General features: G+C 54.0%; 20 protein-coding genes. 5 read left to right on the top strand and 15 right to left on the bottom strand.

Annotation, left to right across the window (positions count from 1 at the left end):
- Positions 1 to 40 precede the first annotated feature (40 nt).
- The 3 genes from Pla144_RS21595 to Pla144_RS21605 form a co-directional block, all read right to left on the bottom strand.
- The gene (locus tag Pla144_RS21595; protein WP_146452778.1) at positions 41 to 1,822 is read right to left on the bottom strand and encodes an arylsulfatase; all 1,782 of its coding nucleotides are present in this window, start codon (positions 1,820 to 1,822) and stop codon (positions 41 to 43) included.
- A 42-nt stretch (positions 1,823 to 1,864) separates the two neighbouring features.
- Positions 1,865 to 3,295, bottom strand: a complete 1,431-nt coding sequence (locus Pla144_RS21600; RefSeq protein ID WP_146452779.1) for a sulfatase — start codon at positions 3,293 to 3,295, stop codon at positions 1,865 to 1,867.
- Positions 3,296 to 3,450: 155 nt separating this feature from the next.
- A complete protein-coding gene (locus tag Pla144_RS21605) occupies positions 3,451 to 4,443 on the bottom strand; it encodes a DUF1559 domain-containing protein (protein WP_197530912.1) in 993 nt (330 codons plus the stop codon).
- Between the two features lie 320 nt (positions 4,444 to 4,763).
- On the opposite strand from Pla144_RS21605, the gene Pla144_RS21610 reads away from it, so the two are divergent.
- The 4 genes from Pla144_RS21610 (at position 4,764) to Pla144_RS21625 (ending at position 12,264) form a co-directional block, all read left to right on the top strand.
- The gene (locus Pla144_RS21610) at positions 4,764 to 5,816 is read left to right on the top strand and encodes a LacI family DNA-binding transcriptional regulator (RefSeq protein WP_197530913.1); all 1,053 of its coding nucleotides are present in this window, start codon (positions 4,764 to 4,766) and stop codon (positions 5,814 to 5,816) included.
- Positions 5,817 to 5,904: 88 nt separating this feature from the next.
- Complete coding sequence (locus tag Pla144_RS21615; protein WP_146452782.1) at positions 5,905 to 9,066, top strand: alpha-mannosidase; 3,162 nt, start codon at positions 5,905 to 5,907, stop codon at positions 9,064 to 9,066.
- Positions 9,067 to 9,126: 60 nt separating this feature from the next.
- The gene (locus Pla144_RS21620; protein ID WP_146452783.1) at positions 9,127 to 10,056 is read left to right on the top strand and encodes an endonuclease/exonuclease/phosphatase family protein; all 930 of its coding nucleotides are present in this window, start codon (positions 9,127 to 9,129) and stop codon (positions 10,054 to 10,056) included.
- A gap of 222 nt (positions 10,057 to 10,278) precedes the next feature.
- On the top strand, positions 10,279 to 12,264 hold the full coding sequence (locus tag Pla144_RS21625; RefSeq protein WP_197530914.1) for a sodium:solute symporter family transporter: 1,986 nt from the start codon (positions 10,279 to 10,281) through the stop codon (positions 12,262 to 12,264).
- Between the two features lie 320 nt (positions 12,265 to 12,584).
- Here the strand turns inward: Pla144_RS21625 and Pla144_RS25330 are convergent, their stop codons facing one another.
- From Pla144_RS25330 to Pla144_RS21675, 11 genes are all read right to left on the bottom strand, one after another.
- Positions 12,585 to 12,719, bottom strand: a complete 135-nt coding sequence (locus tag Pla144_RS25330; protein ID WP_261342333.1) for a hypothetical protein — start codon at positions 12,717 to 12,719, stop codon at positions 12,585 to 12,587.
- Positions 12,720 to 13,638: 919 nt separating this feature from the next.
- Complete coding sequence (locus tag Pla144_RS21630) at positions 13,639 to 14,199, bottom strand: PEP-CTERM sorting domain-containing protein (protein ID WP_197530915.1); 561 nt, start codon at positions 14,197 to 14,199, stop codon at positions 13,639 to 13,641.
- A 2-nt stretch (positions 14,200 to 14,201) separates the two neighbouring features.
- Complete coding sequence (locus tag Pla144_RS21635) at positions 14,202 to 14,732, bottom strand: PEP-CTERM sorting domain-containing protein (RefSeq protein ID WP_146452785.1); 531 nt, start codon at positions 14,730 to 14,732, stop codon at positions 14,202 to 14,204.
- Between the two features lie 28 nt (positions 14,733 to 14,760).
- Complete coding sequence (locus tag Pla144_RS21640) at positions 14,761 to 15,420, bottom strand: PEP-CTERM sorting domain-containing protein (protein ID WP_146452786.1); 660 nt, start codon at positions 15,418 to 15,420, stop codon at positions 14,761 to 14,763.
- A gap of 22 nt (positions 15,421 to 15,442) precedes the next feature.
- Entirely contained in the window at positions 15,443 to 16,021 is a 579-nt protein-coding gene (locus tag Pla144_RS21645; RefSeq protein WP_146452787.1) for a PEP-CTERM sorting domain-containing protein, read from the bottom strand.
- Between the two features lie 28 nt (positions 16,022 to 16,049).
- Positions 16,050 to 16,691, bottom strand: a complete 642-nt coding sequence (locus Pla144_RS21650) for a PEP-CTERM sorting domain-containing protein (RefSeq protein WP_146452788.1) — start codon at positions 16,689 to 16,691, stop codon at positions 16,050 to 16,052.
- 408 nt (positions 16,692 to 17,099) lie between these two features.
- Positions 17,100 to 18,686 carry a phytoene desaturase family protein gene (locus Pla144_RS21655; RefSeq protein WP_146452789.1) on the bottom strand — a complete coding sequence of 529 codons (1,587 nt, stop codon included), beginning with the start codon at positions 18,684 to 18,686 and terminating at the stop codon, positions 17,100 to 17,102.
- A gap of 619 nt (positions 18,687 to 19,305) precedes the next feature.
- Positions 19,306 to 20,262, bottom strand: coding sequence for a cation diffusion facilitator family transporter (locus Pla144_RS21660; RefSeq protein ID WP_146452790.1), 957 nt, complete (start codon positions 20,260 to 20,262; stop codon positions 19,306 to 19,308).
- A 378-nt stretch (positions 20,263 to 20,640) separates the two neighbouring features.
- Entirely contained in the window at positions 20,641 to 21,726 is a 1,086-nt protein-coding gene (locus tag Pla144_RS21665) for a baeRF10 domain-containing protein (protein WP_146452791.1), read from the bottom strand.
- A 681-nt stretch (positions 21,727 to 22,407) separates the two neighbouring features.
- Positions 22,408 to 22,926 (bottom strand): hypothetical protein, encoded by a 519-nt coding sequence (locus Pla144_RS21670; RefSeq protein WP_146452792.1) that lies wholly within the window; start codon positions 22,924 to 22,926, stop codon positions 22,408 to 22,410.
- Positions 22,927 to 23,657: 731 nt separating this feature from the next.
- A complete protein-coding gene (locus Pla144_RS21675) occupies positions 23,658 to 24,623 on the bottom strand; it encodes a hypothetical protein (protein ID WP_197530916.1) in 966 nt (321 codons plus the stop codon).
- Between the two features lie 334 nt (positions 24,624 to 24,957).
- Here Pla144_RS21675 and Pla144_RS24845 point away from each other — a divergent pair, with 334 nt between their 5' ends.
- Positions 24,958 to 25,128 carry a hypothetical protein gene (locus Pla144_RS24845; protein ID WP_197530917.1) on the top strand — a complete coding sequence of 57 codons (171 nt, stop codon included), beginning with the start codon at positions 24,958 to 24,960 and terminating at the stop codon, positions 25,126 to 25,128.
- Positions 25,129 to 25,210: 82 nt separating this feature from the next.
- On the opposite strand, the gene Pla144_RS21680 is transcribed toward Pla144_RS24845, so the two are convergent.
- On the bottom strand, positions 25,211 to 25,877 hold a 667-nt coding region (locus tag Pla144_RS21680; protein ID WP_231936490.1), incomplete at its 5' end, for a hypothetical protein.

Raw genomic sequence — 25,877 nt, forward strand, 5'->3', positions numbered from 1 at the left:
CTACCGACTCACGGCGATTACTTTGCCACACGACTCGCAGTTAGGGAGTGGGATAACTTTCTGCGACACGAGATAGGAAAATCTGGTAGGCTCCCCAACGTCCCGGTCTGCTTGCCCACGCAGTCACTGAGCACTCTCCCGGAGAGAGTTGGATCTCATCGAACGCCACGGACATTCGGCCATTTGAAGATACTGTACGGTGCACGTCGCCGATTTCGATAGTGACTTCGTCACCAAGCTGCTCGAAATGCACGACCGCCCGATAAATACCGCCTCGGGCGATTCGCACCTGCCAGTGGCCAACGGTCTCACTCGACCAGTTTTCTCCCTGCCAATCGTTTCGCGTCAGCACCGTCTCCTTCTCGAACTCAGTTCCGACGTGAATTCGGGGCGGAGCGTAGTTGTTGGGGCGGGTTGCCGAGACGTCGTCAAACCATCGGTCGTAAGCCGCTCGAAGTCGGTCGACGAGCTCGGAATGTAGTTCGGCTAGGTTTCGCATTTCGCCAGGATCGGTAGCTGTATCGTAGAGCTCAAATTGAGGCGTGCCCTCAAATGTTTCCAGATCAAAACCGCTGGGATGCACTAGCTTCCATTGCTGATTTCGGATCATGAAATTGTGATATCGCTGAGGCTCGCCGCCGCGGTGCGCCTGAATGACGATCTCTCGATCAGGCCAATCGACATCGGCATTCTGAATCAGCGGCATCAAGCTGCGGCCGTCGAGTTGAATATTTGCATCCGGCTCAATGCCACATGCCTCCAGTATGGTTGGCATCAGATCGATATGTGCGGCAATTTCATTGAGTTTACCGTTTGACTTTATTCCAGCAGGCCAGCTAATCCAAAGAGGCGAGCGGATCCCCCCTTCAAGTACCTCACACTTCATTCCTCGGTGCTTGCCGGTAAATCGGCGTGGCGTCGGGCCATTATCGCAAAGAAATAGGAAAAGAGTGTTCTGGTTCAGACGTCTAGATTCTAGGAATCGTCTAAGTTTGCCCACATTTTCATCGATATTCGTAATCATTGCAGCTACTCGCGTAAGATCATCAACAACGCGATCGTCCGACGCTGAATCTTCTGGCAGTAACCTGCGTAGTCGATCACTTTCTGCCGCGTATTGCGCGCGGAGTCGCTCAGGAACATCGTGGTAAGGTCCATGCGGTGCGTTAGTCGCAATGTAGACAAAGAAATTCTTTTCTTGTGCGACAGCTAGATCAATGAATTGCTCCGCGGCGCGGAAGTACACATCAGTGCAGTAGCCCTGAGTTTGTACCGTCTCGCCGTTGTGAATCAAAACCGGATCGGTGTATCGACGTCGATTGTTCAAGGGGTCGGAAGGCTGGGCTAGCCCTCCTCCACGATGAACCAGAGCTTCTTGAAAACCCTGATCAGTAGGTCGCATGGGATAGCAGTCGCCGAGATGCCACTTGCCAAAAATTCCCGTGGCATATCCCCCCTTGGAAAGTGACTCTGCAAGCGTGACCTCTGAGGGTTCTAGCATCGAACGCCCCAGCCAAGTATCGACGACTCGAGTTCGGTAGTTGTAGCGTCCTGTCATCAGGCTGGCTCGGGTCGCGGAACACACGGGGCTGACGTAGAACTGAGAGAATGATGTACTCTGCTCAGCAAGCAAGTCGATATAGGGCGTCAGGATGACTTCGTTGCCATTCACACCAAAGTCTGCAAAGCTCTGGTCATCTGTCATCACAAGTATGACATTGGGCCGACAGACTTCTGCACTCAGAGAGGCTCGGCAGAGGCACGAAGCGAGTGTGGAAAAGACAACGAGAAGCAACGTCTGATTAAACTGGGCCCTATTCATCGACAATCCATAGCGAGTCTCAATTGGGTCTAGGTCAGCGTTTCAATTCAAAACGGGGAAACCCTTCTTTAACAATGTGGCGAGGCGATTGCGAAGTTTGCTGTATTCGGGTTGGTCCGCCAGATTGTAATACTCTAGCTGATCCTTGGAGTGATCATAGAGTTCAATGCCCCCCTCGCCATCATTGCCCCATTGTGTGAAACGCCACGGGCCAACGCGAACGCTATAGCCCATCCCAACTCCCCCTCGCACAACTTGCGTATAGGCCGCTTTGTCCCAAGTGCTGGAAGGGTTCTCCAACACCGGACGCAGGCTCTTTCCCGAAAGCTTGTGCGGTGCCTTGAGCCCGCAGTAGTCCACGACCGTCGGGTAGATATCCAGAAACTCCACGACGGAATCGGTCTCTTGGCCCATCTCCTCGGCACAGGGCACCCACATGATCATGGGGCCGCGCGCACCGAGTTCGAAGATGGTCACCTTGTTCCACCAGCCATGTTCCCCTAGATGGTATCCATGGTCGCCCAGGAGCAAGACAATCGTGCTGTCCCACAGCTCCAGCCGGTCCATCGCTTCAAACAATTTGCCCACTTGCGCATCCGAGAAACTGGTACATGCCTGGTAGGCTCGTTTAATTTCACGGCAATCTTGGTCGGTGAACTTCGAGAAATCGTAACTCTTTGGAAGGGCATATTTCAACAGAGGGATGCGATCCTCTGGATCCTGGGCCAACTTGACTTTATCGAGCGGATAGAGATCGAAATACTCCTTCGGAGCAATAAAGGGATCATGAGGTTTATGGAACCCAACACCAATGAAAAAAGGTTGGTCGTGATGTTCTTCAAGAACGCGCACCGCTTCGGCAGCGAGCATACCGTCGGGTTGTGCCTCGTCGCCTCCCTCGGCGGCCAGCCACTTACACCAGGGTATGCTGCCTTCACCCGCTTTGCGTCCTTCGCCCTTCTTTCCAATTTTCGGGCTATTTCCCAATGCTTTGTAAGAAAAGTCAAAAGATGCCGCGTCGCGAAATAGGGTTTGACTGCCGTTGTCATCCAGTCCCTGGTGGAAAAGTTTTCCCAGTCCAGCAGTGAAATATCCGTTCTTACGGAACAGTTGCGGCAACGTGATGATGTTCGGCCACTCTTTGCGCAATGACACTCGGTTGGAAACGATTCCGAGCTCATCTGGACGCTTGCCGGTCAAAAACGAGGAGCGGCTGGGATTGCAGACCGGATACTGGCAATAGGCGTGGTTAAACTTCATACCTTTCGCCGCCAGTCGATCAATATTTGGCGTGACCATGGAATCATTGCCGTAGCAACCTACCTCCGGGCGCAAATCATCAATCACAATGAAAAGCACATTCAATGGCTTAGCTTCAACGGAAACTTGGCAAATCATGACTCCCAAATAACTGATCAGGGCGACGATGTACCTTCGTTCCATCCACTTCTTCATGTCAGGGTCTTTCTTCATTTTTCACTATAAGGTTTACCACGCAGCGAAAATAATCCATTTGCCTTTGCGAATTGTGGTTTGCCAACGACCATCGGCGGTAAGTGACCAACTTTTCCTAGCCAGATTCTGTCGCAATGAGGCAACACCTCATGAGTGCAACCGCCGACCAGTCTTCAGAGCGCGTCCTCGGACAGTAGCTCTTCACCGTTGCGAGAACAGAGGGAGCGAATCACTTTTTTACTGGTCGAGTCAGGCAGAAAGTGAATTGAACCATCGCACATAGCGAACAGGGCGCCACCGGGGTGGTCCGAGTGAATCCGCTCATTGTGCCATGCCTGTGGGAGTGGGTCATCGTTAATGCCGCCGTCTATATGAGTGACGTTATTGCCTGAGGCCCAAGCGCCATGGATCGCATCGACAATGCCTTGCTTTTCATCAGCACCGCGCCCAGTACACTCCGTAAGCCAGGTAGTGTTCGACAGACCATCGGTTACGTCCTTGGCTCGGATGGGAGGAGGATCGGTGAGCTTATCGCTGTTGGGAAAGCCTTTGGTACCGATCAGGATGCCCCTCTGTCGGCCATAGAGCTCGCCGTTCAATGGATTCTTGGCATCTTTGTCAGGACCGGAGATGCCGAGATAGTCCATGCAAGCCATTCCCTCACCCGGGACACCACCCAAATTTATCAAGTGACCAGACTCGGATCGATGTGACTCGATCTGCGAATTACTCGGGCACAGGTAGAGACTAATAACCTGACTCGTCGCAGGAAGATTGCGCGGAGCACTTTGGGGAAATCGCGTGTCGAACAGATTGGCGACCGCCTGTTGCTCTATTTGCGGGAGTAAGGCCACTGACCATGCGCTCGCATAGCTTGCCGGATCCGATCGGGGGCCTGACCAACGTTGCCCAGCCGGGAATTTGGCGTGTACCGCCTCAAAAGTGGCAAGCCCAATCGAGAGTTGCTTCAAATTGTTGGTGCATTGAGTCCGTCGCGAGGCCTCCCGGGCTGCTTGAACGGCCGGGAGTAGTAGTGCAATCAGTACGCCGATCATTGCAATGACAGTCATCAACTCGACTAAGGTGAAGCCAGCGGTAGCAGCTGGCCCACGCAAGTGGCCTCTTTGAGGGAAGTAAGCTGGAGTCGGCACCGCGGATATTGCCATTTGCTGTCGGATGCACGTCCTTGGTTGTAGGTACTGTGACTGCATTGGACGCGTAATACTTGCATAATTTCTGACGGGAGCAACAGAAGAGCTTCGTATTATAGACCATTTTTGGTATTATTGTCAATCGTCAGTCTAAATTCTCCTTGGAAACGTAAAAATGCCTCTACTTGATTTCCCTAAATGGAAATTTTAGATTAGCATGTCAGTATACCAATTATGGACTATCTGTTGGTCTAGGCCAACATTGAGTCAAAATATTTCTGCAATACCAGCGACCACAAATTATCTGCGAAATGAAGCATCTTCGAATTGCCAGCATGATCGAACGTCGAATTCAGGAGGGGGACTACGCCCTGACTGGCATGCCCGCGGAAAGAGAGCTTGCCGACGACATTGGCGTCAGTCGGGTCACGCTTCGCAAAGCACTTGAAGACCTCGAGGGGAAAGGCTTACTGGTACGGGCGCCCAACCGGCGTTTGGTACTTAGCTCGAAAGCACGTGACAAAGTTGGCGGAATGCAAATCGCTTTTGTTTCGCCCAGTATTTCTCCCACGTCGTTTTCGCCGGATCTCCAACTCTGGTTGGCAGCCATGGAGAACGTTGCACGTCAGCGAGGAGACCGTATACGAGTTATCAATTACCACCATTGGGATGACCCTGCTCTCACGGAATCAATCAGAGCATTCGATGGCGTTTTCTTGGTGACCAGCTCGGAACCTATCCCCGCATGGACAGCCGAGTTGCTAACCGATGCAAACAGCGTAGTCGCACTATCAGAAGATCTCACGCACTTCGATATGCCGTCTATCGTATTGTTTCCGCCACGACTAATCATTTCCATGATGCAGCGTTTACAACGATTAGGGCACCGTCGGATCGATTGCATCAACATCCAGGGACATAACACGATAACTCAGGCAAGAATGGACGAATGGGGCGACTGGCTGAGAAGTGAGGAAGTGGGCGGTCGACTGGTCGATGAGCCTTGTGGTGTCGATGAAAATATTTTTGAAGCAGGAGTTAAAGTTGCTCGAAAATGGATTCAAAAGATCGACGACCAAACAACAGCCGTGCTTTGCGTAACGCTACCTGCAGCCATGGGAGTCATTCGGGCGGCCAGCGAGGCGGGCTTATCTATAGGTGACCGGTTGAGTGTTTGCACCGTTGACTGTGAAGGTATTGGTAAATTTATCAATCCACCGCTCGCTTCTTTCGAGCGACCCGATCCAGTGGAATATATGAATGCTTGTGCTGACTGGTTTGCGGGAGGTGGCACTATAGATAACTGGCAAGGTCCGTTACTCCTAGAACCTAAGAATCTCAAAATCTTTGACGGCGGTTCAATCGGGCCGCCAACCCAGACGAAGTAGAATCGTGGCCCGAAGTTTCCACATCGAAGTCTTTAGTCCTGCTCCAAAATTACTTTCTTCATGATACGAACCTGGCACGAACTCACTTATGCACCAGCAGCAAGAAAAAACGATAGCAGAGCGCCAGCCCATCGCTTCTTGCCAAAACCATCCTGCCAGCTCGCCGCCGTTTCTTGGGGAAAGCAACTATATTCTCGGACGAATTCAGTCTCTTGAGAACAGACTCGGCGAGGCGATTTATCCTGAACGTAATCGAGTAGAGCAACTCGAAATTGCAGGTCCAGTCGAACGAATTCCACCCTCTGAATCGACGGCACTAAATTTTCGCTCGGTCAAATTGGGTGAATCTCTTGGGCCAACGTTCGCAACTTTCTGGTTTCGACTTAGGATTCAGGTCCCGGTAGATTGGAAAGGTCGCCGAGTTGATCTGGCATGGCGTAGCAACAGTGAAGCACTACTTTGGATGGAGGGTCGTTCGGTTCAAGGCTTTAATCCAGGACGCGATACGGCCATGTTAATTGAAGAAGCAGTTGGCGGCGAAGAATTTACTGTTTTTGTTGAAGTTGCTTGCAATCATTTGCTCGGTGCGGACGGTGTACCGGGGTTACCTTGGCCAGAGATCTCTGCAAGGTCGTCACACTGGCTTGAAATGTGCGAGATACGCTGCTTCGATCAAGACGCGTGGGACCTCTATCACGACGTCCGGGTTTTAACGGAACTTGTGGCTGATCGAGTCCCTCTCCAGCTAACAAGAGCGATCGGCCCAGAGAAAAAACCGTTAGTCCGTCCAGCCCTTGATCCTGCGTGGGCGGGACAGCTTCTCTACGATCTCAACGCAGTGTGCAACACACTGGACCTAAGCAACCGCAAGACTTGGAGGACCGCACGCAAGATGCTCTCCAAGTTGCTAGACGTAAGCAACGGCGGAGTGTGTCATGAGCTAAGCGCAATCGGACACGCGCACATTGACACAGCCTGGCTTTGGCCACTTGCGGAATCCTACCGAAAGACCGTGCGAACGTTCAGTTCTGCCGTGCGAAACATGGACGACTATCCCGAGTTTCTTTTTGCCTGCTCGCAGGCCTACCAGTATGAATGTATCGAGCGTCAGAACCCTGATCTATTTGGGAGAATTCTGGCGAAGACCGATTCGGGTCAATGGGTCCCTGTGGGGGGAACTTATATTGAGCCGGACTGTATTCTTCCATCTGGCGAATCGCTTTGTAGGCAGTTCCTCTTTGGACAGCGCTATTTTGAAAGCCGGTTCGATCATCGTTGCACTGAGTTTTGGAATCCAGACGTGTTCGGCTACTCAGGACAATTGCCGCAAATCATGCAATTGGCTGGGATCGACAAGTTTCTGACTCAGAAGCTCTCTTGGAATCGCTTCACTTCGCCTCCACACCACACTTTTTACTGGGAAAGCCCTGATGGCAGTCGTGTGCTGACCCACTTCCCTCCGGCAGACACTTACAGCGGAACATGCGAAGTCGAAGAACTTCGTTATCATGCGGCAAACTACAAGAATTCCGATCGTGGACATGATGCCTATTACCTCTTTGGACACGGAGACGGAGGCGGAGGTCCAACGCCCGAAATGCTAGAGACATTACGCCGAACCGAAGATCTTCTTGGGGTTCCACGTTGTAAGCAGCGAACTCCTGAACAGTTTTTTGAGCAACTTGAGAAAAATACTCGATCGATTCCGACCATTGTGGGCGAACTCTACTTGGAGCTGCATCGCGCTACCTACACAAGCCAAGCAATGATGAAACGGGGGCTGCGGAAAAGCGAACGCTTGCTCCACGACATTGAACTCGTGGGCGTATTGGCTCACAGTGAATCGCAGGCAGTTTATCCCAAAGAGGGTGTCGATCAGTTGTGGAAAAAGCTGTTGCTGAATCAATTTCACGACATTCTCCCTGGCTCCTCGATTGCGCAAGTGCATGAACAGGCACGAGCCGATTTCGCCTCGATTCTGGAATACGGTCAGGCGATTCGAGACGAACTTCTCGACCAACTCGCTTCGGACGATTCGCAGCCGAATGAATTGTTGCCTCTAAATACGACAAGTGTCTCACGCCGCGAGGTAGTGGATGTTGCTGGCCGAGGTCTGACACTTGTAGAATCTCCTTCGGTAGGTTTTGGTCGACATGTACCTGGCAATAAGCCATTCGTTCCCGTGGCCGTTGAACTCCACGAGGGAAAACTGCATCTGCAGAACGGTCTAATGACTGTGGTTCTCTCAGAGAGCGGAGAGGTGCTCGAGTTAGTTGATCTGGAATCTAGCCGGCAAATTCTGAGTACGCCAGGCAACAAATTGGTACTCCACGAGGATCGGCCCAGCCTCTGGGATGCCTGGGACGTCGAACCATCGATATTGGAAACTGGGCAAGATTGTGAGCCAGCATCAAGATGCGAAATTCAGTCGAAAGGACCGTTGCGAGCTGAAATCGTCTTCGAGCGATCAATTGGTCGCAACAGCACCATGACACAGACCGTTCGTTTGGACGCAGATTCGCGACGGCTGGAATTTGACTGCGAGGTCGAATGGCAAGAGGAGCACCAGCTTCTCAAGGTTCTCTTTCCCACCACGGTCCGCTCAGACCGCGCAACGTTTGAAATGCCCTTCGGGTTTGCCGAACGTCCAACACACCGCAATACGGCGGCAGATGCGGCCCAATTCGAAGTGCCAGGGCATCGCTGGGCCGATCTTTCTGAGCCTGGTTACGGGCTCGGCTTACTCACGGATTGCAAATACGGGTTTAGTGTGGATCGCGGCGTACTTGCGTTGAGCTTACTAAGAGCACCTACCTACCCAGATAAATATTGCGATATTGGCAAGCATCAGTTTTCCTATGCCGTTGTCCCACACCAAGGAGATTGGCGAAGAGGAAAAGTTGTCTCTGAGGCGACCACATTCAATCAGCCACTCCTTTGGGTCAACCGACCATCTAGCGATGCTGGACAATCCCTGTTCACCGTAGAGGGAGATCTCGTCTTAGATACCATTAAGCCTGCTGAAGAAGGCGACGGAGTTGTGGTACGACTCTATGATCCTTACGGTCAACATGGCAAGGCCGTACTAAAGTCTAAGCTACCATTCACGACTGCATGGAATTCGAACATCATGGAAGATGACTTGGAGCAAGTTGATCTGTTCACGGAGCTAAGTGATGAGAACAATCCATGGAATTGTGTTCCCATTGATTACCGTCCATCAGAAATAGTTTGCTTGCACCTCACATAACGAGATCTGAAAAAGAACTTCTGGAAATCGCAATATGATCTCGTCACAGGAGCGTTTCTTTTGATAGTCCGTCATGAACGAGAGCAAAGGGCAATTCACTTTATCCTGAGCCAGATACTCTTGGCTATGATCGGGACGATCTGCAATTGTGGCTTTGCTGCACCTTCAGTCGCGGCAGAAAGTCCTGACGCATCGACTGTTAGAGTCATGAGCTTCAATATCCGAAATGGCAAAGCCCAAGATGGCGCTAACCATTGGAGAAATCGCCGTGAGCTGGTCATAAAGACCATACGTCAATTTGATCCAGACGTTCTGGGAACGCAAGAGTTAATGGGCATGCAAGCGGAGTTCTTTAAGCAGAATCTATCGGAATACGAACACCATGGTACAAGCCGAATCCCGACGGACCCAGAAGAAGAGCAAAGCGCAATATACTTTCTCAAGTCGCGATTTAAGAAAACGCAATCGGGACACTTTTGGCTCAGTGAAACCCCCGACGTTCCTGGCTCGAAGTCTTGGAATCCCAATTGGCCTCGCATGGTTTCCTGGACACATCTTCGCGAGCGATCAAGACCTGAATCAAGTTTCTTCGTATTCAACACACACTTCGACAACAAGAGTCGAGAGGCTCGACTTCAATCAGCCGCAATCCTACGTGCTCACATCGAGTTCATTGCAGGTGCTTCTCCAGCCATAATCACTGGAGATTTCAATTCTGACGAAGGAAGCCTGCCATATCAGGTATTACTTTACTCAACTGATGCACTTAGCTTGACTGATACTTACCGGTTGAATTTTCCATTCCACGCCCCAAAAGGTGAGTCATCAAACTCGCACTGGACTGGTAGTCGCTCGGGACGACGTATCGATTGGATTCTTTCAACACCACATTGGGATGTGTCTGAGGCTGCGATAGATTACTTCAATGATCAGGGAAGATACCCATCTGATCACTATCCAGTGACGGCAGTATTGGAACTGAAAAATTGACGCGTTGCTGACTCATTAGGAAACAATCATGATAGGAAAACATCAACATTTTCTTTGAGAGGACCACCCCAATACGTTCTACACTAACAGTGCTCAAACCTATGTGCCATGAGGATGGTTCTAGTTATAATTTTACTCGAATATCTTCTTTTCTATTTCATTTAGCCTTAATTAGGCTGTACGCTTCTGGCTGGGAAGAATCTTTCCAAGGACGAAATCATTGTGACCAGCGGGTATCTTAACTCTTTCGACTACACGATCATCAGCCTCTATCTCTTGTTGCTGATCGGGATGACTTTCTATCTCAAGAAATTTGCGTCGGCTAGCCTAGAAGACTATCTAGTCGGCGGACGCGCATTACCATGGTGGATGTTGGGCGCTTCTGGAATGGCCAGCTACTTGGACGTAGCCGGCACGATGGTAATCGTCTCCTTCCTCTACATGCTGGGACCGCGAGGACTATTCATTGAGTTTCGCGGCGGCGCTGTATTGGTACTGGTGCTCATGATGCTCTGGACCGGCAAGTGGCATCGCCGATCCGGCTGCCTAACTGGCGCCGAATGGATGATTTATCGCTTCGGCGACGGGCCCGGAGGCCGCTTTGCCCAACTTGCCAAGGCGATCGCTTCCATCGTCTGGTTGATTGGCATGTTGGCCTATCTTATTAAGGCGATGGGGCTGTTTCTCTCGATGCTGTTGCCGTTCTCTCCCATGCAATGCGCTGTCGCCCTGATTGGAGTGGCAGCTATCTATACAATGTTCTCAGGGTTCTACGGCGTTGTATTCACGGACCTCCTTCAGTCGTTAATAATCATCGCTGCCGTAATTCTGGTTTCCTACTTGGCGATGTCTGAGGTGACCGATGCCGGCAGCTTACAGGTGCTAGCGACACAAGTCACCGGCAACTCTCAATGGACGACTGCCACGCCGGAGTGGCATACTCCCATGCCCGAAGGTTACCAGCAGTATCAAGCCCTAATTGCCTTCGCCGGTCTTTACCTGCTACGCAATCTTTTCTTTGGAATGGGCACCGGCGACGATCCTAAATACTTCGGTGCTAAGAGTGACGCCGATTGCAGCAAGCTATCATTCCTGTGGACCTGCTTGATGTCCGTACGCTGGCCGATGATGATGGGATTTGCTGTATTGGGCTTGGTTCTAGTCAATAGCCTTTTCCCTGACCAATCGGTAATCCAAGATACTGCTTCCCTGATCAAACAACATGTGCCGGACGTAACAGAGGAGAACTGGCAACACGTCACCTCCGCCCTAATCAACTCGCCGGAATCCAGTGATCCCCAACTAGTTGCCGAATTACATGCAGGGCTCGGAGAGCGGTGGAAGGGGCAACTACTATTGGTCAGCTATCACGGCACTGTGAATCCCGAACGCATTCTTCCCGCCGTCCTGCTCTTCAAGATTCCTTCCGGTTTCCGCGGACTGATGTTGATCGCATTGCTCGCAGCATCGATGTCCACATTTGATTCGAACGTCAACATGACAGCCGGAATGTTCGTTCGTGATATTTACCAAAAGCACATTCGGCCGTCTGCTGAAATCCGTGAATTGTTGGTTGCCACTTGGATCTTCATCGCAGCCATGGTCTTCATTGGTTTCGCATTTGCCTACAATGTGAAGAGTATCCACGAAGTTTGGGATTGGATCATCATGGGACTCGGTGGTGGCATGATGATGCCTATTATTCTGAGGCTTTATTGGTGGCGATTTAACGGCGGTGGTTTTGCGTGTGGCATGGTTTGCGGCATGGTGGCTGCCCTCTGTCAACGATTGCTCTTTCCTGATTTGGGTCCTCAATATCAGTTGCTATTCATCGGAGGAATTGGCCTGCTGGGTTCCGTTGCAGGAGCTCTATTGACACCTCCCACAGACCCGGAAGTGTTGCGTCATTTCTATCGAACGACCTGGCCTTTCGGCTTTTGGAAACACCTCAAGGACGAATTGCCCGAACCTGTAAAGCAGCAGGTAACCAGCGAACATCGGAGGGATATTTCAGCCCTTCCTTTTGCTCTGACGTTCCAAATAATGATTTTCCTAGTCCCGATGTTGCTGATCGTTCGCAATTGGTATGCCTGTGCAGTCTGCTCAGGAATCGCCACAATCGCCCTATTCGGCCTCTATCACATCTGGCTGCGCCACATCAATATTCCTGCGCCCTCCATGACGGGACCTTCCAATGAGACCGACTAGGATAGTGTTTCGAAACGGCCAACCTATCGAACGCACAATCGAATAAGCAAGGACTGTCCTGTAAAACAAGTTGCCACAAGGGTTTTCCACAGAATCAAACAGGATAACGCTATACTTTCTGGAAGATGAAACCACCCTTCAAACGAGGTAGGGCATCATCAGCGGTTGAGTCATTGCCAATTCGCGGACTCGATGCGCACGCCGAACGTTCTTGCCAAGAGGTATCTGCATTGAATAATTCGCTCAGGCAGCGTGACTGTAACTCTTGAGTAGCACGCCAAGCCGGGGATAGCACCGAAAAATGCACCGCCGAAAATATCTTAGAGGAGCCAGCAATGGAAGGAAAAGACACCGACCGATAAGTCGCTGATGAATGCCTCGATCATGAATCCGATCCACGCCGCAACTACCGCGCAGGGAAGGGCGACCGCAATAGTGATAGCCGAGCGTTTCATCGGACGGCTCTGACCCATCGCGAAATCGCCTCAGGTATGACGATGCTCCATCCGCAATCGAGCAAATTGTCATACAGGTTGGCACAATAAACGCACATACGCCAACCAGCATGGCCAGCACCCCCTCCGTGCTGGTGATTGAAAGCGAGATTTCCATCAAGCAGCCACCTAGGGTTTAAGGCCAATTGGTCACTTGTGATCGATTCCTCGGGGAACTTGCCGGGGTGGACTGGCAAAGATGAGAGGTTAATATCGGGCGAAACGGGGCACTGCTGCAAGCCCGTCCTAGCAGACAAGCGGGGTGGAATTCGCCAGAATTGCCTCCTGCTGAGTCGGCGATTCGTCCGGCCTCTCCCTAGACAGCTATTCTCACGCCGCATGAGCTTTGTATCAAAACTCGCTCAGATGCTGGGAGTTGCAGCATGCGTTTCGACTCTGGAGATCTTGCTGCCCCGAGCGACTAGGTAGGCTACTGAAGCACGACTACCGAGCGGCTGCGTGAATTGTTCGGCTGCGGCATGCGCTCCGACCGTCAGTTGGCAATCTCACAAGTTTGCGGCGGATGCTCGTGTCGCTGCTCGCCTTAAGGGTGCTCCATCTTCCACAAAATATCGCGTTATCCTGTTTAATTCTTGCAAAAAGCTGTGGCAATCCAATTTATACAGGACGGTGTAGTCGAAGCGGGCTTCGCGAGCCATGGCCTATTTATGTCGATTTGGTGGCGCAACTACGGAGGTCGCCACCACCTCCATCAGTTTGAGGAGAGGCTAAGCCGAGTCGGTTGGTCCAACCTCAGCGGCTGAGGCACTCGGAAAACTGATGGAAGTGTCCTTGCCGAAGATAGACCGCTGCAACTTCGCTTTGAGCACAACTCCGGTCGATTGGTCCAGCCGCATGAGGCTGTGCGAACCTCTGCGACTTACCGTCGCCACCGACGTGGCCTCAAGAGCACGGCACCAGCCAGACCCAGTAGTGCCAGCGACGTCGGCTCGGGGACACTCACGACCGGGATCGGTTCTGCGGAGAGGCTTGGGATTGGTGTGAGCGACTGGCCGATTATGCTTTCGAAATACGATTTCTGTGTGACCGAAGCGCCAGCGTAGCTGATGATCTGTCCGTTGCCGAACACCTGCTGCTGGCCGACGCCGCTGACGCCCCAATCGACGATCAGGTCGGTCGCGGTGTCGAACAGACGCAGACGCGTGAGCGCAAGCCCGTTGGGCGATGCCGTGGCGAACGTGGAATCAAACGAAGTCAAGGCGCCGAAACTCCCGCCGCTTGCGATGCCCCACTGGCCGAAATCAGAATCATCGCCGAAGAACGGAGTGAATTCTGCCATCCCGTTCAGTTGGTAGGTCATCGCGACCGGATCGACCGCGAGCACCAGGCCCGCCCGCGATTCACCCGTCATTAGGGCACACGCCAGCACCACAGCGAGCTGGGGCACGATACATCTCAATAGGCGTCTTGAGTGTTCCACAATCATTCACCCCTCCGTCGGCGGATCATCGCCAGCCCGCCGATCGCCAGCAGCGCCGCCGACGCGGGCTCGGGGATGGGCAAGATCACCAGCGTGGTGTCGGTGTAATTGGTGCCATAGGTTCCGGGCGTGAGCGAGTCAAAGCTAAGGACATCGACCGTCCAGTTGGCAGTAACATTCTGAAAGTCGATGGCTCCGCCGTTGGCATAGTCGGAAAGATTGAAATTGATGAAATCCTGGCCGAAGTTCGTATCGATTTGGACGGAAGTCACCGTGTATGGGCTAGTGACGACCAGAGTGCCTCCTGCGCTCGTGCTGTTAAACGTGCTGTTGTCAGGGCCGACGACTTCACTGCCCGCGATAACGAGACTCAATTGATTCGAAAAAAGTTGGCCAAATCCTGCCTCCCCATCAGCAACAAGTACTACCCCTCCATCGATACCTGGGCTTAGCGTCACGACCGCCGCGCGGGCGGGCAAGGTGGCGGTAAAGCAGGCGGCGAACAGGGCGATCGAGGTTAGTTGTCTTTTCATTTTTCTGTTCACTTACTCAAGGTTTCAATCAGAACCGCCGCCGCCGCGCAACGAGCAGCCCGCCTAGGCCCAACAACGCCAGCGACGAGGGCTCGGGGACGATCGAGACAAACTGTCCCTCGTCGGTTTGTGGGAAGTAGCGGAAATCGAAAGTCGCACCGTATTCGTTCTCATAGGTGTTCACATCGGCTTCACTGTTGGGAAATGGGCCGGCCGTGGTCGTTCTGAAGCCGGTGAAGGAGAACGAATCGTTGACAGTGAATCCCACCTTGAGCACCATCTGATTGCCGTTGTCACGGACATCGAGATGGGATTCGAATTGAGATGGCGCGGTGCCCGACAGGCCCAACAATTCAATGGTGGTCGGCAACTCATTGACACCGTCTGCAGCGCTCAGCGGGACCACCATGTTCACATTGATCCGCATAGTCGGTGCGTGGCCATCAGGTTTATCAACTAGGATCGATTGCCCTGAAGGCATCAGCATTTCAAGTTGAATCGTCGAGTAGGTGCTGATGTCGGCGACGATTGGCGCAAAATCCATATTGAGGATATTCGACAACCCGTAGAGGCCGCTGAACTGATGGGAGACATCAGTCGGCGGGGTGAGATCGATCTCAAGCGTAGACGATACTGCAGGTGCAGCAATCAATAGGAGCGCGGCGAGAGTTAACAGGGGCAGTTTCATTAGGACTTTCAGCAAAAGTGTTTCAGTTTGAATGCCGTCGGCGCCGGGCGATAAGCAGCCCGCCCAGGCCCAGCAGCGCGAGCGATGAGGGCTCGGGCACGGGCACGACTTGCCACGTTCCCAGCAGTTCTCTGAAGCCGTTGATGTCTCCGGTTGCGCCGGGGCCCGGCAGCGGCAGGGCGCTGAGGTCAAGTGTGCCGGTGCCGTTGAAGGCGAGTTGGCCTGCGGTGAACTCGCCTAAATTGAAGCCGGCACCGGAGAACAGTTGCAGCGTCGTGCTCGTGTTGCGGTAAACGGTGAACAGTTCGCCGTTAGAGAACCGGCTTAGGTCGCCGCTCATCGGCGCCTCATTGAAGCCCGTGTCTGCGGTAAAGAAGTCGGCGAGGTCGACCGGCGAGCCGTTGCCGCCGGTGTTCAGCACCAGGCCATCGGTGGATTGGATCGTCACCGCGCTGGGGTCGGTGACATCGATCAGCAGCAGGACATCGGCATTGGCCGAATGGGCCACGCCCAAGCAGGCGAGCAGGCAACACGTTACTGCGTTATTCAAGACTTTCATCGGGATTCCTGGGTGATTACGGTGGACAAGGCGTTCGGTCATCAGCGCGGGCTCATAACGAGCAGAAAATTTATAGAGACTTCCAATGCCGGCGACGGCGTGCGACCAGCACCCCGCCGAGCCCCAGCAGCGCTAGCGACGAGGGCTCGGGGACGACGCGCAGCACGTTGGGGGTACCATCATCTAGGAAGATTTTGAAGCTCGCGCTGGTGATTGCACCATTTTGAGTCGGCAGCGTGAACGTCAGGTGGACATCGTGGAACAACAGGCCGTCCGCGACATTGTTAAACGCGATCGTTGGGAGGCCTGTATTTAACCCCGTGCCACTCGAACCTGTGGTTGCATCGAGGATATTCTGGCCGTTGATGTCGCTGAGGAATCCAGAGACGCCGGTCTGTACGGGAAACTCTGCCGGGTTGGTGTCGGTGAGAAAAATGACCTGGGCCTTCAGCAAATCCGTGGTGGTCGCGTCCAGTACGAGCAGTTTTTGGTCGCTGAACACGAAGTCGAGGGTGATGGTACTGCCATCGAGCGCTTGCCCGTTCAATTCAGTGAATGGAACATCGCCGAGAACATTGAACGACGAGCCGACTGGCCCGGGATCGATCTCGATCACGGCCGCCGAGGCGTTCGAGGCGATGGCGGCGAGCAAGAGGCACGCGGCGAGGCTGGAATAGTAGAACGTGCTTCCGCAATAGGGTGTCGTCTTCATTAGTCACTCTGGGTAGAAAACTTGGTGCATAACTGTAGCCGGGGTTTCCCAAACGGCTCTGACGGGAACCACTCGCAGCAAACTGTAGCTACCAGTATAGCCGCTACGCCCCTATGGGATAGTGTTTTTTTGCCTTTTCGTCGTCTTGGCAAGTGGGAGCCCGTACGAGGTTCGATTAGCGGTTTCGAACCAGCGAGCGGTGCGCAACCTCCACTGAAATCTGGGTTTACGTCGACGGGTGAGTTGAGTAATGGTACCGCGACGGCGGTAGCATCGACCGAATTGGATTAAGGATTCGCTGAGCTGTTGGCGTTTTGTTCACGACATGGAGACCGCTGAGGTTGTTGGCGTTCGGCCTCATGCAAATTGACATTGGACGATTTGACCGACAGTGGGTAACGCAATAGCTCAGCTCGCGATGTCGTTTCCCTGCAGCGCGGCAAGGATGACCTGGGCCGAATTGCGGCCGGGAGCCATCGACACGCCGCCACCGGGGTGACTACCGGAGCCGCAAAGGTAAACGTTTGGGACCGGCATGCGGTATTGCCCCAGTCCCGGAAGCGGCCGCTGAGCACCCGACTGATACGGCAAGAATGCACCGTGAGTGACCGTTCCTCGCACAGCACTTGGGATCGCTCGCTCCATATCCACTGGGGAATGGACGACTCGCCTAAGTATCCGATCCCGCAGATTGGGAACGTAGGTTTTAGTGATCAGATCAATGAGGTGATCGGCATAGGCCTCCTTCGCTGCGTCCCAGGTTCGGCCATGGATCTTTCCCGTGGCATCCCCTTTAATGTCATACGGAACGTTGTTTACGACCAGTTTCATCACATTCTTGCCCACTGGCGCGCGGTCTGGATCGATGGCAGAATCATTGCACATGAGCACCAGCGGCGCGGCGGGTAGCAGGCCGCCACGGCATTCGGTGTACACGCTAGACAGGTAATCCAGCGTCGGCGGCGTAGGATGGACATAGGCAGAACGATCAGCATCGGCGCCTGCTAGGTAATTGAGGGGACCGTCGAGGGCGAGGTAGATGGCCATGTAGGCGTCGCCCCACTCATACTGTTGCATCTTGCTGATCAGATTGGCGTCGATGTGTTCTGGACCAAGGAAATCGACGATCAATTGGCGTGGATCGGCGTTCGACGCCACGATCTGCTTGACGCCGATTTCCTCACCATCGACGAGCCGAACTCCGACGGCCCGATTGTCTTTGACCACGATCTTGTTGACGCGGGCTCCGGTGCGGATTTGCCCTCCCTTAGAGCGGAGGTAAGCAGCCAGCGCAAGGGGAAGGTTGTGCATACCTCCTCTGACAACTCGGTTGCCCACGGCCTGTATGAGGCTCGTGAAGAGCCACGCAAGGTGCGCTCCGCCCACATCATCAGGGCTGACGCTGGCGTGGGATGCGAAGGTGGCGATGAACAACCGTGTCTCGTCCGCCTCGAACTGTTCCGCTACCCATGATCTCGTGCTCTGAAGCTCAAATCGATATTCGTCCATGCCATGCGGCATCTGGGCAAGCTGTAAGGTCGCCGCCGTAAGCGAAGCGGGAGGGGAGTTCATCCACCTCGTGATCTGGTCCTTCTGCTCAACAAATTGTCCGGCCAATCGCCGCCAAGTCTCGCCATCCTTCTTGGAGTAACGCCCGATACTCCGAACGGTTTCCTCCAATGACCGGTGCATGGCGATGAATCCCCCATCGGGGAAAACGTGGGAGTAGTTGATGTTTGGCCAGATTAGTTCGAACCCGTGAGCCGACAGGTTTAGTTCCTTCGGCACAGGCGAAAGGTTGGCAAACTGATAACCGAACGCATGCAAGTCGGACTTGAAGCCCGGAAGAGTGATCTCCTCAGTTACCGTCATGCCGCCAATCGTGTGCGACTGTTCTAGGACCAGGACCTTCAACCCAGCCCTGGCAAGGTAGCAGGCACAAGTCAATCCGTTGTGGCCAGCGCCGATAATTATGGCGTCAAATTGTCGTGACATCTTTGCTCCTGTACTTACATTATCAATATCACCGCCCAAGTGGCGCTCTTACTGCATTGTTCGCACAGAAAGACCAATGGAGTGAGGCTGCTCACGCACCCCACGGTTTGCCAAGTGGCCGTTTGGCCAAATGTAAATGGCGTCTTGCAAGCCTGTACCACACCACGCTATTGACTGTTGTCGAAACTGCCATTAGAGAGAGACTTCCTCAGTATGACCTTCTTATGCAGAGATTCACAAGATAATCCTCTTGACGAAACCTACCTAGTCGAAGTGCCAGTATGCATACGGATTGTAACTTGGTTCAGAATACCGCTATACAGCAGAGGTGAATCTGACCGGAGTTAGAAATGGACCTGCCGAACTCGCGTCGGATGCATCACCCGACCGCTGGAAGAGATTTTGCTACGGCGCTGAGGTGTCATTTCTCGAACAAGACCGCTGCAAGTTCGCGTCGAGCGCAACTCCGATCGGGTGGTCCAACCTCCGTCAGTTCGAGAAACCGCTAAGAGCCATCAACGTAGGCGACCGACGCACGCAGGGCGGCGACGCTGCGTGCCACAATGTACTTTTGCACCGGGCGCCTTTACATTGTCGAGGGGTTGGAAGCGCGTCGGGCTCAGTCGTCTTCGTACATCAAACACATTTCCGAGCTGCCAACCGATTCAGCCACCCAGCGCGGATCTCGAGTGAATATGATGTCCATCGCCAAATGACTAAACTCTCCAGCCAATGCTTTGGCCACGTTATCACGAAAGCGGTCGAGCGAGAGAATTCCGCCCTCGGGATCGCTGTGGCAAACGACGTACAGTTGGACGTAAGTGAACCGACCCACCTGTTGCATGCGAATCTTCGTATCTGCCACGACCTCAAGACGTAGCGCCGACGCGATCAGCTCTCGCACCCGCATCTGGTGCGCTTCGTCTGGCGCCCTTCCGATCAGTTGATTCCAGTTGTCGCGGATGATCTTTGCTGGAATCGGGAAGCTCACCAAGACGAGAATGATGACGACAGTGGAATCCGTGTAGGGCAAAAGAGGTGACAGCCGAGTGCCCGACAACAAGATCGCCACCAGGAACGCGACCGCCACAGCGACCGACAGGACTCCGTCAACCAGCCAATTCTTTGCGTCCACCTCGATCAAGGGTGATCGAATTTTAATGGCCAATCGGTGCTGTGTCAGAGCGATCGCGAAACATCCCGCCGCCGCGATCACCGCGTAGAACAAAGCCCAACCGACGTTTACGTCTCGCCCACCTTGTATCGCGTCGGCGACGGACGACACCAGTGCGAACAGGGAAACGAACCCCATTAGCAATCCCTTCGTAAGGTTCAGCATCGGCTCATAGGCGGCGTACCCGAAGTGGAACAAGTCATCGTCGGGTCGCTTGACCAGCGACGCCACACGCAAGGCCATCAGCCCAACCACGCAGCCAACCAGCGAGAAGAGTCCATCCAGGAGGACCGCGTCAGAGGACGTCACGATGGCAAAGCCGATTCCGAGCGCCGCCATGAACAATGCCCCGGCGACCGACAACCACAGCCCGCGCTGTTCCAGATTGTGAGTGTCTGACATGGGAATCACATGGGAATCAACAGTGAGCGGAAAGATGCGGGCACACAGGAGTTGGGATTGAATGTTACCATTTTTGCCAGACCCACAGGTCTCGCTCGGGAAAAAAATGGTGCGCACCTCAATGGCACTAACTTAAGGACCTGACCCTCGGTTTGCAAAGGCTCTCTTGAGTTCGGGGCGGGGGCGCTTCATCAAGCACGCATTTTGGCCACTCGCTTGTTCGATCAATCCAACCAGTTCTAAGCATTTTCGATTGGTAAGCAATTCTTGAAGGCCTCACACAACTGGCCCGCTATAATTCGAACGATTTCAGCTGGTTAGAACGTCGTGTGGAAAAGTCACAATTCTCCAGCAATACTAGTGTTGCGCTTACAGTGTTCATTTGCCCGAATAGTACAGCACGGCGGCTATGCCACCGAATTCGTTGAGTTTCTTGGCGGCCTCGCCATGGAGAAATTCGATTTCGCAGTTGTTTAAGATCGACTTGATTAAGAGCTGATCGAATTTGTCGGAGTCGATCGGCACGGAAACGACGAGCTTGCTCGCTTGACCCTGCTCCAGCGCCAACAGCACGCCTTGCGTTTCGAGTACCGCTGTGCCGCAGGCATGTCTCCGGGAAATTAACTCGTTGACGAGGGCCAGGTCGTGCTCCAATTCCTTCTCATCGGCAATCCGCTTGGCGATTTCGGCGGTTTGATTGTTCGAGGCCTCATACGAGATCGGTTCAACCGTGACAAGAGATTCAGACACTGCCGGGTGCAGAGCGTTCTTCACCGCGTGAGCCAACTTTAAGTTACCGCCAAAAATAACATGCTGAATCTCAGGATCAGCGAGCAAATAGGCGTTTACCTCTTCAGCTTTCTCCTTCACGATCCGGCGCTCCGTATCGAGGTCACGACGATCGGACGCCTGTGTTCGCGACTTATTTCCGCCCGGTCGTAACGAGATAGACCCCATTGAGGGCGTCTGTACGAGCGCTTCGCCCGTCGGTGCGGTGAGAAATACCTCCAACAGCTTGCCTTCTTGCTCGGAAAACAAAACGACCAAGCATTTCTTGTAGGAATCCAAAGCGAAGAGGAAGGGCTTTACCTGGGGAACGCCGTAAAACAGTTGTGTCTTCATCGGGATAGGAAGATCGACCGTCAAGAAATCTTCGTGATCGGTGAAGATAACAATCGAACGCCCCTGCGGCTTGCTATCCTGCAAGTGCGCCATAATCATTTCTTCCGTGTTTTCCCACTTTCGTCGAGTGTCGCGACGTTTCAGGTTCTCGGTGCCATGTTGCTCTTCAAGGCGTTTCGCTTCGTTTTTGAGTTCAATCAACCACGCAGGTCGGTCGCGGCGATTATCTTGATCCATTGAATCGATGCCTACGTAGGCCGTCAAAATGGGCGTGTCCTCGTACTTGTGCTCAACAATGAACGTGCGGAGGGAATCGAGGATTGCCTGAATGCGCTTCTTCATATCAACTCGGTCTCTATGTGATTTAGGGGATTTGGCTTCCTAGTTTTTCTTACACTTCCCATATGGATCGAGCCTGGAAACGCTCCACTCTCGGGACGCCTCCCTACTTTAACACGCTGCTTCCCCCCGTGGCAATCGTGGGCGAATTCGTTGAGGTTCTCCATGGACAGTCCGTTTCGAGCGGCTCTGTGAGTTGGGAATGGGGGACCCGGCTCTGCTTTTCCGATTGCACACGTGCGTTAGACGCAGGCCTTCTCGGCAACCCAGTCACCTCACCGATTTTGGAGAGTGTGGCCTCGCTTACATGCCTTCGAAGGGGTCGGCGGGCGCGTTCTTGAGCAGCTGCAGGTAAGCGGTGCCGTCGGCGTCGAAGCGATACCAATTCTGAAGCGGCTTCGCGTCGGGGGAGCTCAATTAATACCTGATGCCTTTGGTTGCTCAATGATATTCAGCTTCAAGAAAAGCCGTAGTGCGGACGTGTTAAGGTTTCCTAAGCTCAACAGCGCCGCAAGATCATTAAAGGAGATTTTGCTGTCGCTTCCTGCAATTAAACGGGTTGTCATTCTTCCACGATTTATCTCTGTTAAGTCATCAATCGCACGCATCCGCTGGAGCAGACTCGCAGAGCTCGCCGTAAGCCAGTTCCACTTCGGCATGACCCAAGTATTGTTCGTCGCTCTATTAAGCACTACGCCAATACTGCCAGAGGCTAAGAACGAGCGACACTAAGCTGATGACCGCCGCTACCAACACGACGTTGTAGATCAAACTGTACTTTCGATGCAGCGATCCCAGCGCGTCCATCAATCGCGAAATGTCCTTACCTTTGGTGACCACAATACCGGCAAAGCCAAACGCTGCCTGTCGCGTCCACAGGCCGACCAAAAATAAGAGCAGCCCAGCCAGGGCAAACGCGATCGCGGAAACGGTAACCGGCGACGACCAGAAGCCACCAGAGAGTGCCTCCTTCAACGCGCTCAGATTCTCGTCAGTCACGCCTGCCTTCTGCGCCGCCGAAATCACGCGATCTGGATTACGAGTCAGAAAGAGAGACATCAGACCGTTGAACATTTGGAGCAGTCCGAAGAATGTCATCACGAAACCAACGAGCGCCATCTTTCCAGCGAGACTGCCGATCACTTGGTTCTGAGACTCGCTGAATTCGAATTCACCAGTCGAATCAGAAGGTGCGGTGGTCATATTTCTTTTCCTCTCCAGAAGTGGATGAGACGCAATGTCGCCCCGGCAGCAAATGGGGTGATAAGACGCTGCAATCTGTTGAACGCTACTCGCGGATCCATTAAAACCACAAACCACGGCGACTGCAATACCACGGCGCCTCAGTTCGCTAGGCGCTACTTAATGGCCTATCGCCCCGTTTCACCAAACTTGCAGCCCGCTCTCTTCACTCCCCATCCCCAGCCTCTCGCACCATTGCCACCAGCCCGGTCCGCACTGACCTGCCCACACTTTAGGAACCAGTGTTTAAGCTAGTGCTGTGCTGGCCGTCAGGCCAGGCCCACAGGCTCGCTGAGGCGTAACCGGTACTGCAAAGCCTAAACAGCGAATCTGTAAGCCATGCTATCGAGCGTCGAAAGACCCAATTGTGGGAGCCTTTGCCTTGCAATGAGCAGAGGCCACACTGCCGCACTGCAATGGTCTTTACGAGCAGTCCTGCGGGCGTCGGTTGGGAACATGGCAAACGTATGACCGAGGTCAGGCGGGAAGGAACCCCTCCCACTTCCTGCTGAGGTCGCACCACCGCAGGCAATTCGCGGACCCGGTTAGGCGCAGCGGATGCATCAGCCTCGCTGAGATGGGGCGTCAGCTAACTCGCAACGGTCTCTGCGGCCAGACGAGACCTCTGCAGTTGGCTGGGCAGCCACCGAGTGGTCAGGTGGTCCAGCTGCAGAGTCCGGACCGCGTCTTGCTCACCTCGGCAAACGGTTCCCGCCACCTATTAATCCCGTTCCACCCGAAGGGTCTTCATTCCCACGCCCCCCCGCAGGACACGTCGCAAAGCGATCGAAGAACGCCTCTGCGTCGGTGAGGTCCTCCAGGCCAAAGATCCACGCCACTTCGGAAACATCGCTAAAATCGAGTCCGCCGGCGGCGATCGCTTCATTAAGGTAGCGCCCCTCCACGCCGTTGTAGCGGTTGGCGATGTCGATCGCTCGACGCCAGATCGTCGCGAGGCGAGCGATGGTGATGCGCGTCTGCCAGTCGACCGGCAACTCGCTTCGGAAGCCGGGCGTGCCGTTACCGACCGAGTTTCCGTCGGGGATCCGTTTGTAATTGGTCGTACGCCGGACGTAGGACAGGTCGGCAGCGGTCGTCACCTCTTCGTTCCAGTCGGCGTGTTGGACCACAACGATGCGTGAACGCAATTCGTCGGCCGGGACCCTCTCGGCGAGCCGCCGAACAACCGCTGCGGTGAAGTCGGACTGCCCTGCCTCGGCGACCCAGACCGTCCCCCCCGCTTCGAGCGTCTCCGCGGCTAACCGGGTCACCCGATCGAGGGCGGCGTCGCGGTCGGAGTGGGCGTCGGACCAGTCGTCGTCAAAGACGAGGTCGAACAACCCTTCTGCCGGCACGTAGAGCCCGGTCTGCACGCCGTAGGCGCCTGCGACCGCGTGACAGCGGACTTTGGCCATCGCCGGGTCGGCGAGCATGGTGGCGATCGCCGCCACCGAGTGAACGTCGTCGACGTCGGTCTTCAGGTCGAAGTGGGCGAGCAACAGGTCTTGGCCCGGATCGAACCGTCCGATCGGTTCGGCGGCGCTGGCCGTTGCGACGCCGATCATCAGCGTGGCGACGACGTGCGCGATAAGGGGCCGCAGCACTTGCCTAAGGGCAAAAGAGCATCGCGAGAGCATCGAAACCTCACGGAAAGACACGAAGCGTTACGCCTGTATTTTGGCGTGCCGGTCCAGCGGTGTGCAACCCCGTCGTCCACAATCTCTGCTACCCCCATGGGAGGCTTACCCCTGCATTGACTAAATTTGTTGCCGATCGTCGTCGTGATGCCCTCAAGATGGAAGCACCGACCGCTGGCTGTCTGACCGCGGCGATATGCGAGCAATCCGAAGCTACTGAGGATGCATCATCCTCGTTGAGTTGGGGCTGCTGCTAACTCGCAGCGGTGCTCACGACCTCTGGCGATAAGGGCATCGAGCTAAGTCCCTCGGCCTGATTGACCACCGCTAATTACGGCACGGTACAGGGTGATCGATGAGTCCCCGCAATGCCCGAGCGGCGTCTCCCTACCAGCGGGTACTTACCTACCACACCCCGCAGACGGATTCGCGACGCCAAAAGTGTTGCCCATTGGCAACGTTCCAAAGCCAGATTGCCTATCTTAACACCCCTTTGGCACCACGCGCCGCTGTGCTAGGTAACTAGGTACCCTAGTCCTCAAGGGGGTGGGGGGCTGGCAAAAATTCTGGAAGCCATGGGGGGGGCCGGCAACATCATTTCCAAATGCCTACTCCGATGTCGCCCGAAACGGCTCGGGATCCTTGATCGCTACTTGTACCACTTCATCAATCAACTTGACCATTCTTGCAGCAAGTCTCTCTGGATATTCACTTGGAACTGTGACATTCCATCGCTTGTTCAGTTCGTCGAGGCAGTACCTTACTCTCTGTCGCACATGAGCTGGCATATTGCCTTTAATACCTTCTTCGACATTCCTGAGTACGCCGGCAAGTAACTCTTCCAGTACGGTTGTGTCGTCGCAGCTGTCCGACTCTTCTGACCCCGATGAAGTGATAGCCCTCTGCTTGGCTGCCAAGACCTTGGGCATGATCTGTTCGAAGAACCGGTCCTGATTCTGCTTCGCCCAATTGAGAAGGGACCAAGCTCCTGGACTTGGAGCGTCGGAGGGTTCCACATCAGCAACCGCCAACCGATCATACGCCCATGTGGCATCGCGGAAGTAACTCTCCGGGGTACTCGCAGCGACGCCTTCAAAATGCCCCAGGAACACAACTTCAGCCGGGGAGTCTTCATTGGTGCTGCAGGGTGTGAATAGCGTTCGAAAAGTGCGGCGCTTGGCGGGGTGATTTGGCAACTGAAATTTGCAGCGCACAGATGTGCAGTTCTTTGAATTTGGGAAGATACGGGCTTTAGCCCTTATCTTCTCCAGATTC

This window comes from Bythopirellula polymerisocia (assembly GCF_007860015.1).
Classification (GTDB): domain Bacteria; phylum Planctomycetota; class Planctomycetia; order Pirellulales; family Lacipirellulaceae; genus Bythopirellula; species Bythopirellula polymerisocia.

Bases quoted from the DNA above. Each gene is read 5' to 3' on its own strand.
- Pla144_RS21595 (WP_146452778.1), bottom strand. From the start codon at position 1,822: ATGAATAGGGCCCAGTTTAATCAGACGTTGCTTCTCGTTGTCTTTTCC.
- Pla144_RS21600 (WP_146452779.1), bottom strand. From the start codon at position 3,295: ATGAAGAAAGACCCTGACATGAAGAAGTGGATGGAACGAAGGTACATC.
- Pla144_RS21605 (WP_197530912.1), bottom strand. From the start codon at position 4,443: ATGGCAATATCCGCGGTGCCGACTCCAGCTTACTTCCCTCAAAGAGGC.
- Pla144_RS21610 (WP_197530913.1), top strand. From the start codon at position 4,764: ATGATCGAACGTCGAATTCAGGAGGGGGACTACGCCCTGACTGGCATG.
- Pla144_RS21615 (WP_146452782.1), top strand. From the start codon at position 5,905: ATGCACCAGCAGCAAGAAAAAACGATAGCAGAGCGCCAGCCCATCGCT.
- Pla144_RS25330 (WP_261342333.1), bottom strand. From the start codon at position 12,719: ATGAAACGCTCGGCTATCACTATTGCGGTCGCCCTTCCCTGCGCGGTA.
- Pla144_RS21635 (WP_146452785.1), bottom strand. From the start codon at position 14,732: ATGAAAAGACAACTAACCTCGATCGCCCTGTTCGCCGCCTGCTTTACC.
- Pla144_RS21640 (WP_146452786.1), bottom strand. From the start codon at position 15,420: ATGAAACTGCCCCTGTTAACTCTCGCCGCGCTCCTATTGATTGCTGCA.
- Pla144_RS21645 (WP_146452787.1), bottom strand. From the start codon at position 16,021: ATGACCGAACGCCTTGTCCACCGTAATCACCCAGGAATCCCGATGAAA.
- Pla144_RS21650 (WP_146452788.1), bottom strand. From the start codon at position 16,691: ATGAAGACGACACCCTATTGCGGAAGCACGTTCTACTATTCCAGCCTC.
- Pla144_RS21655 (WP_146452789.1), bottom strand. From the start codon at position 18,686: ATGTCACGACAATTTGACGCCATAATTATCGGCGCTGGCCACAACGGA.
- Pla144_RS21660 (WP_146452790.1), bottom strand. From the start codon at position 20,262: ATGTCAGACACTCACAATCTGGAACAGCGCGGGCTGTGGTTGTCGGTC.
- Pla144_RS21665 (WP_146452791.1), bottom strand. From the start codon at position 21,726: ATGAAGAAGCGCATTCAGGCAATCCTCGATTCCCTCCGCACGTTCATT.
- Pla144_RS21670 (WP_146452792.1), bottom strand. From the start codon at position 22,926: ATGACCACCGCACCTTCTGATTCGACTGGTGAATTCGAATTCAGCGAG.
- Pla144_RS24845 (WP_197530917.1), top strand. From the start codon at position 24,958: ATGAGTCCCCGCAATGCCCGAGCGGCGTCTCCCTACCAGCGGGTACTT.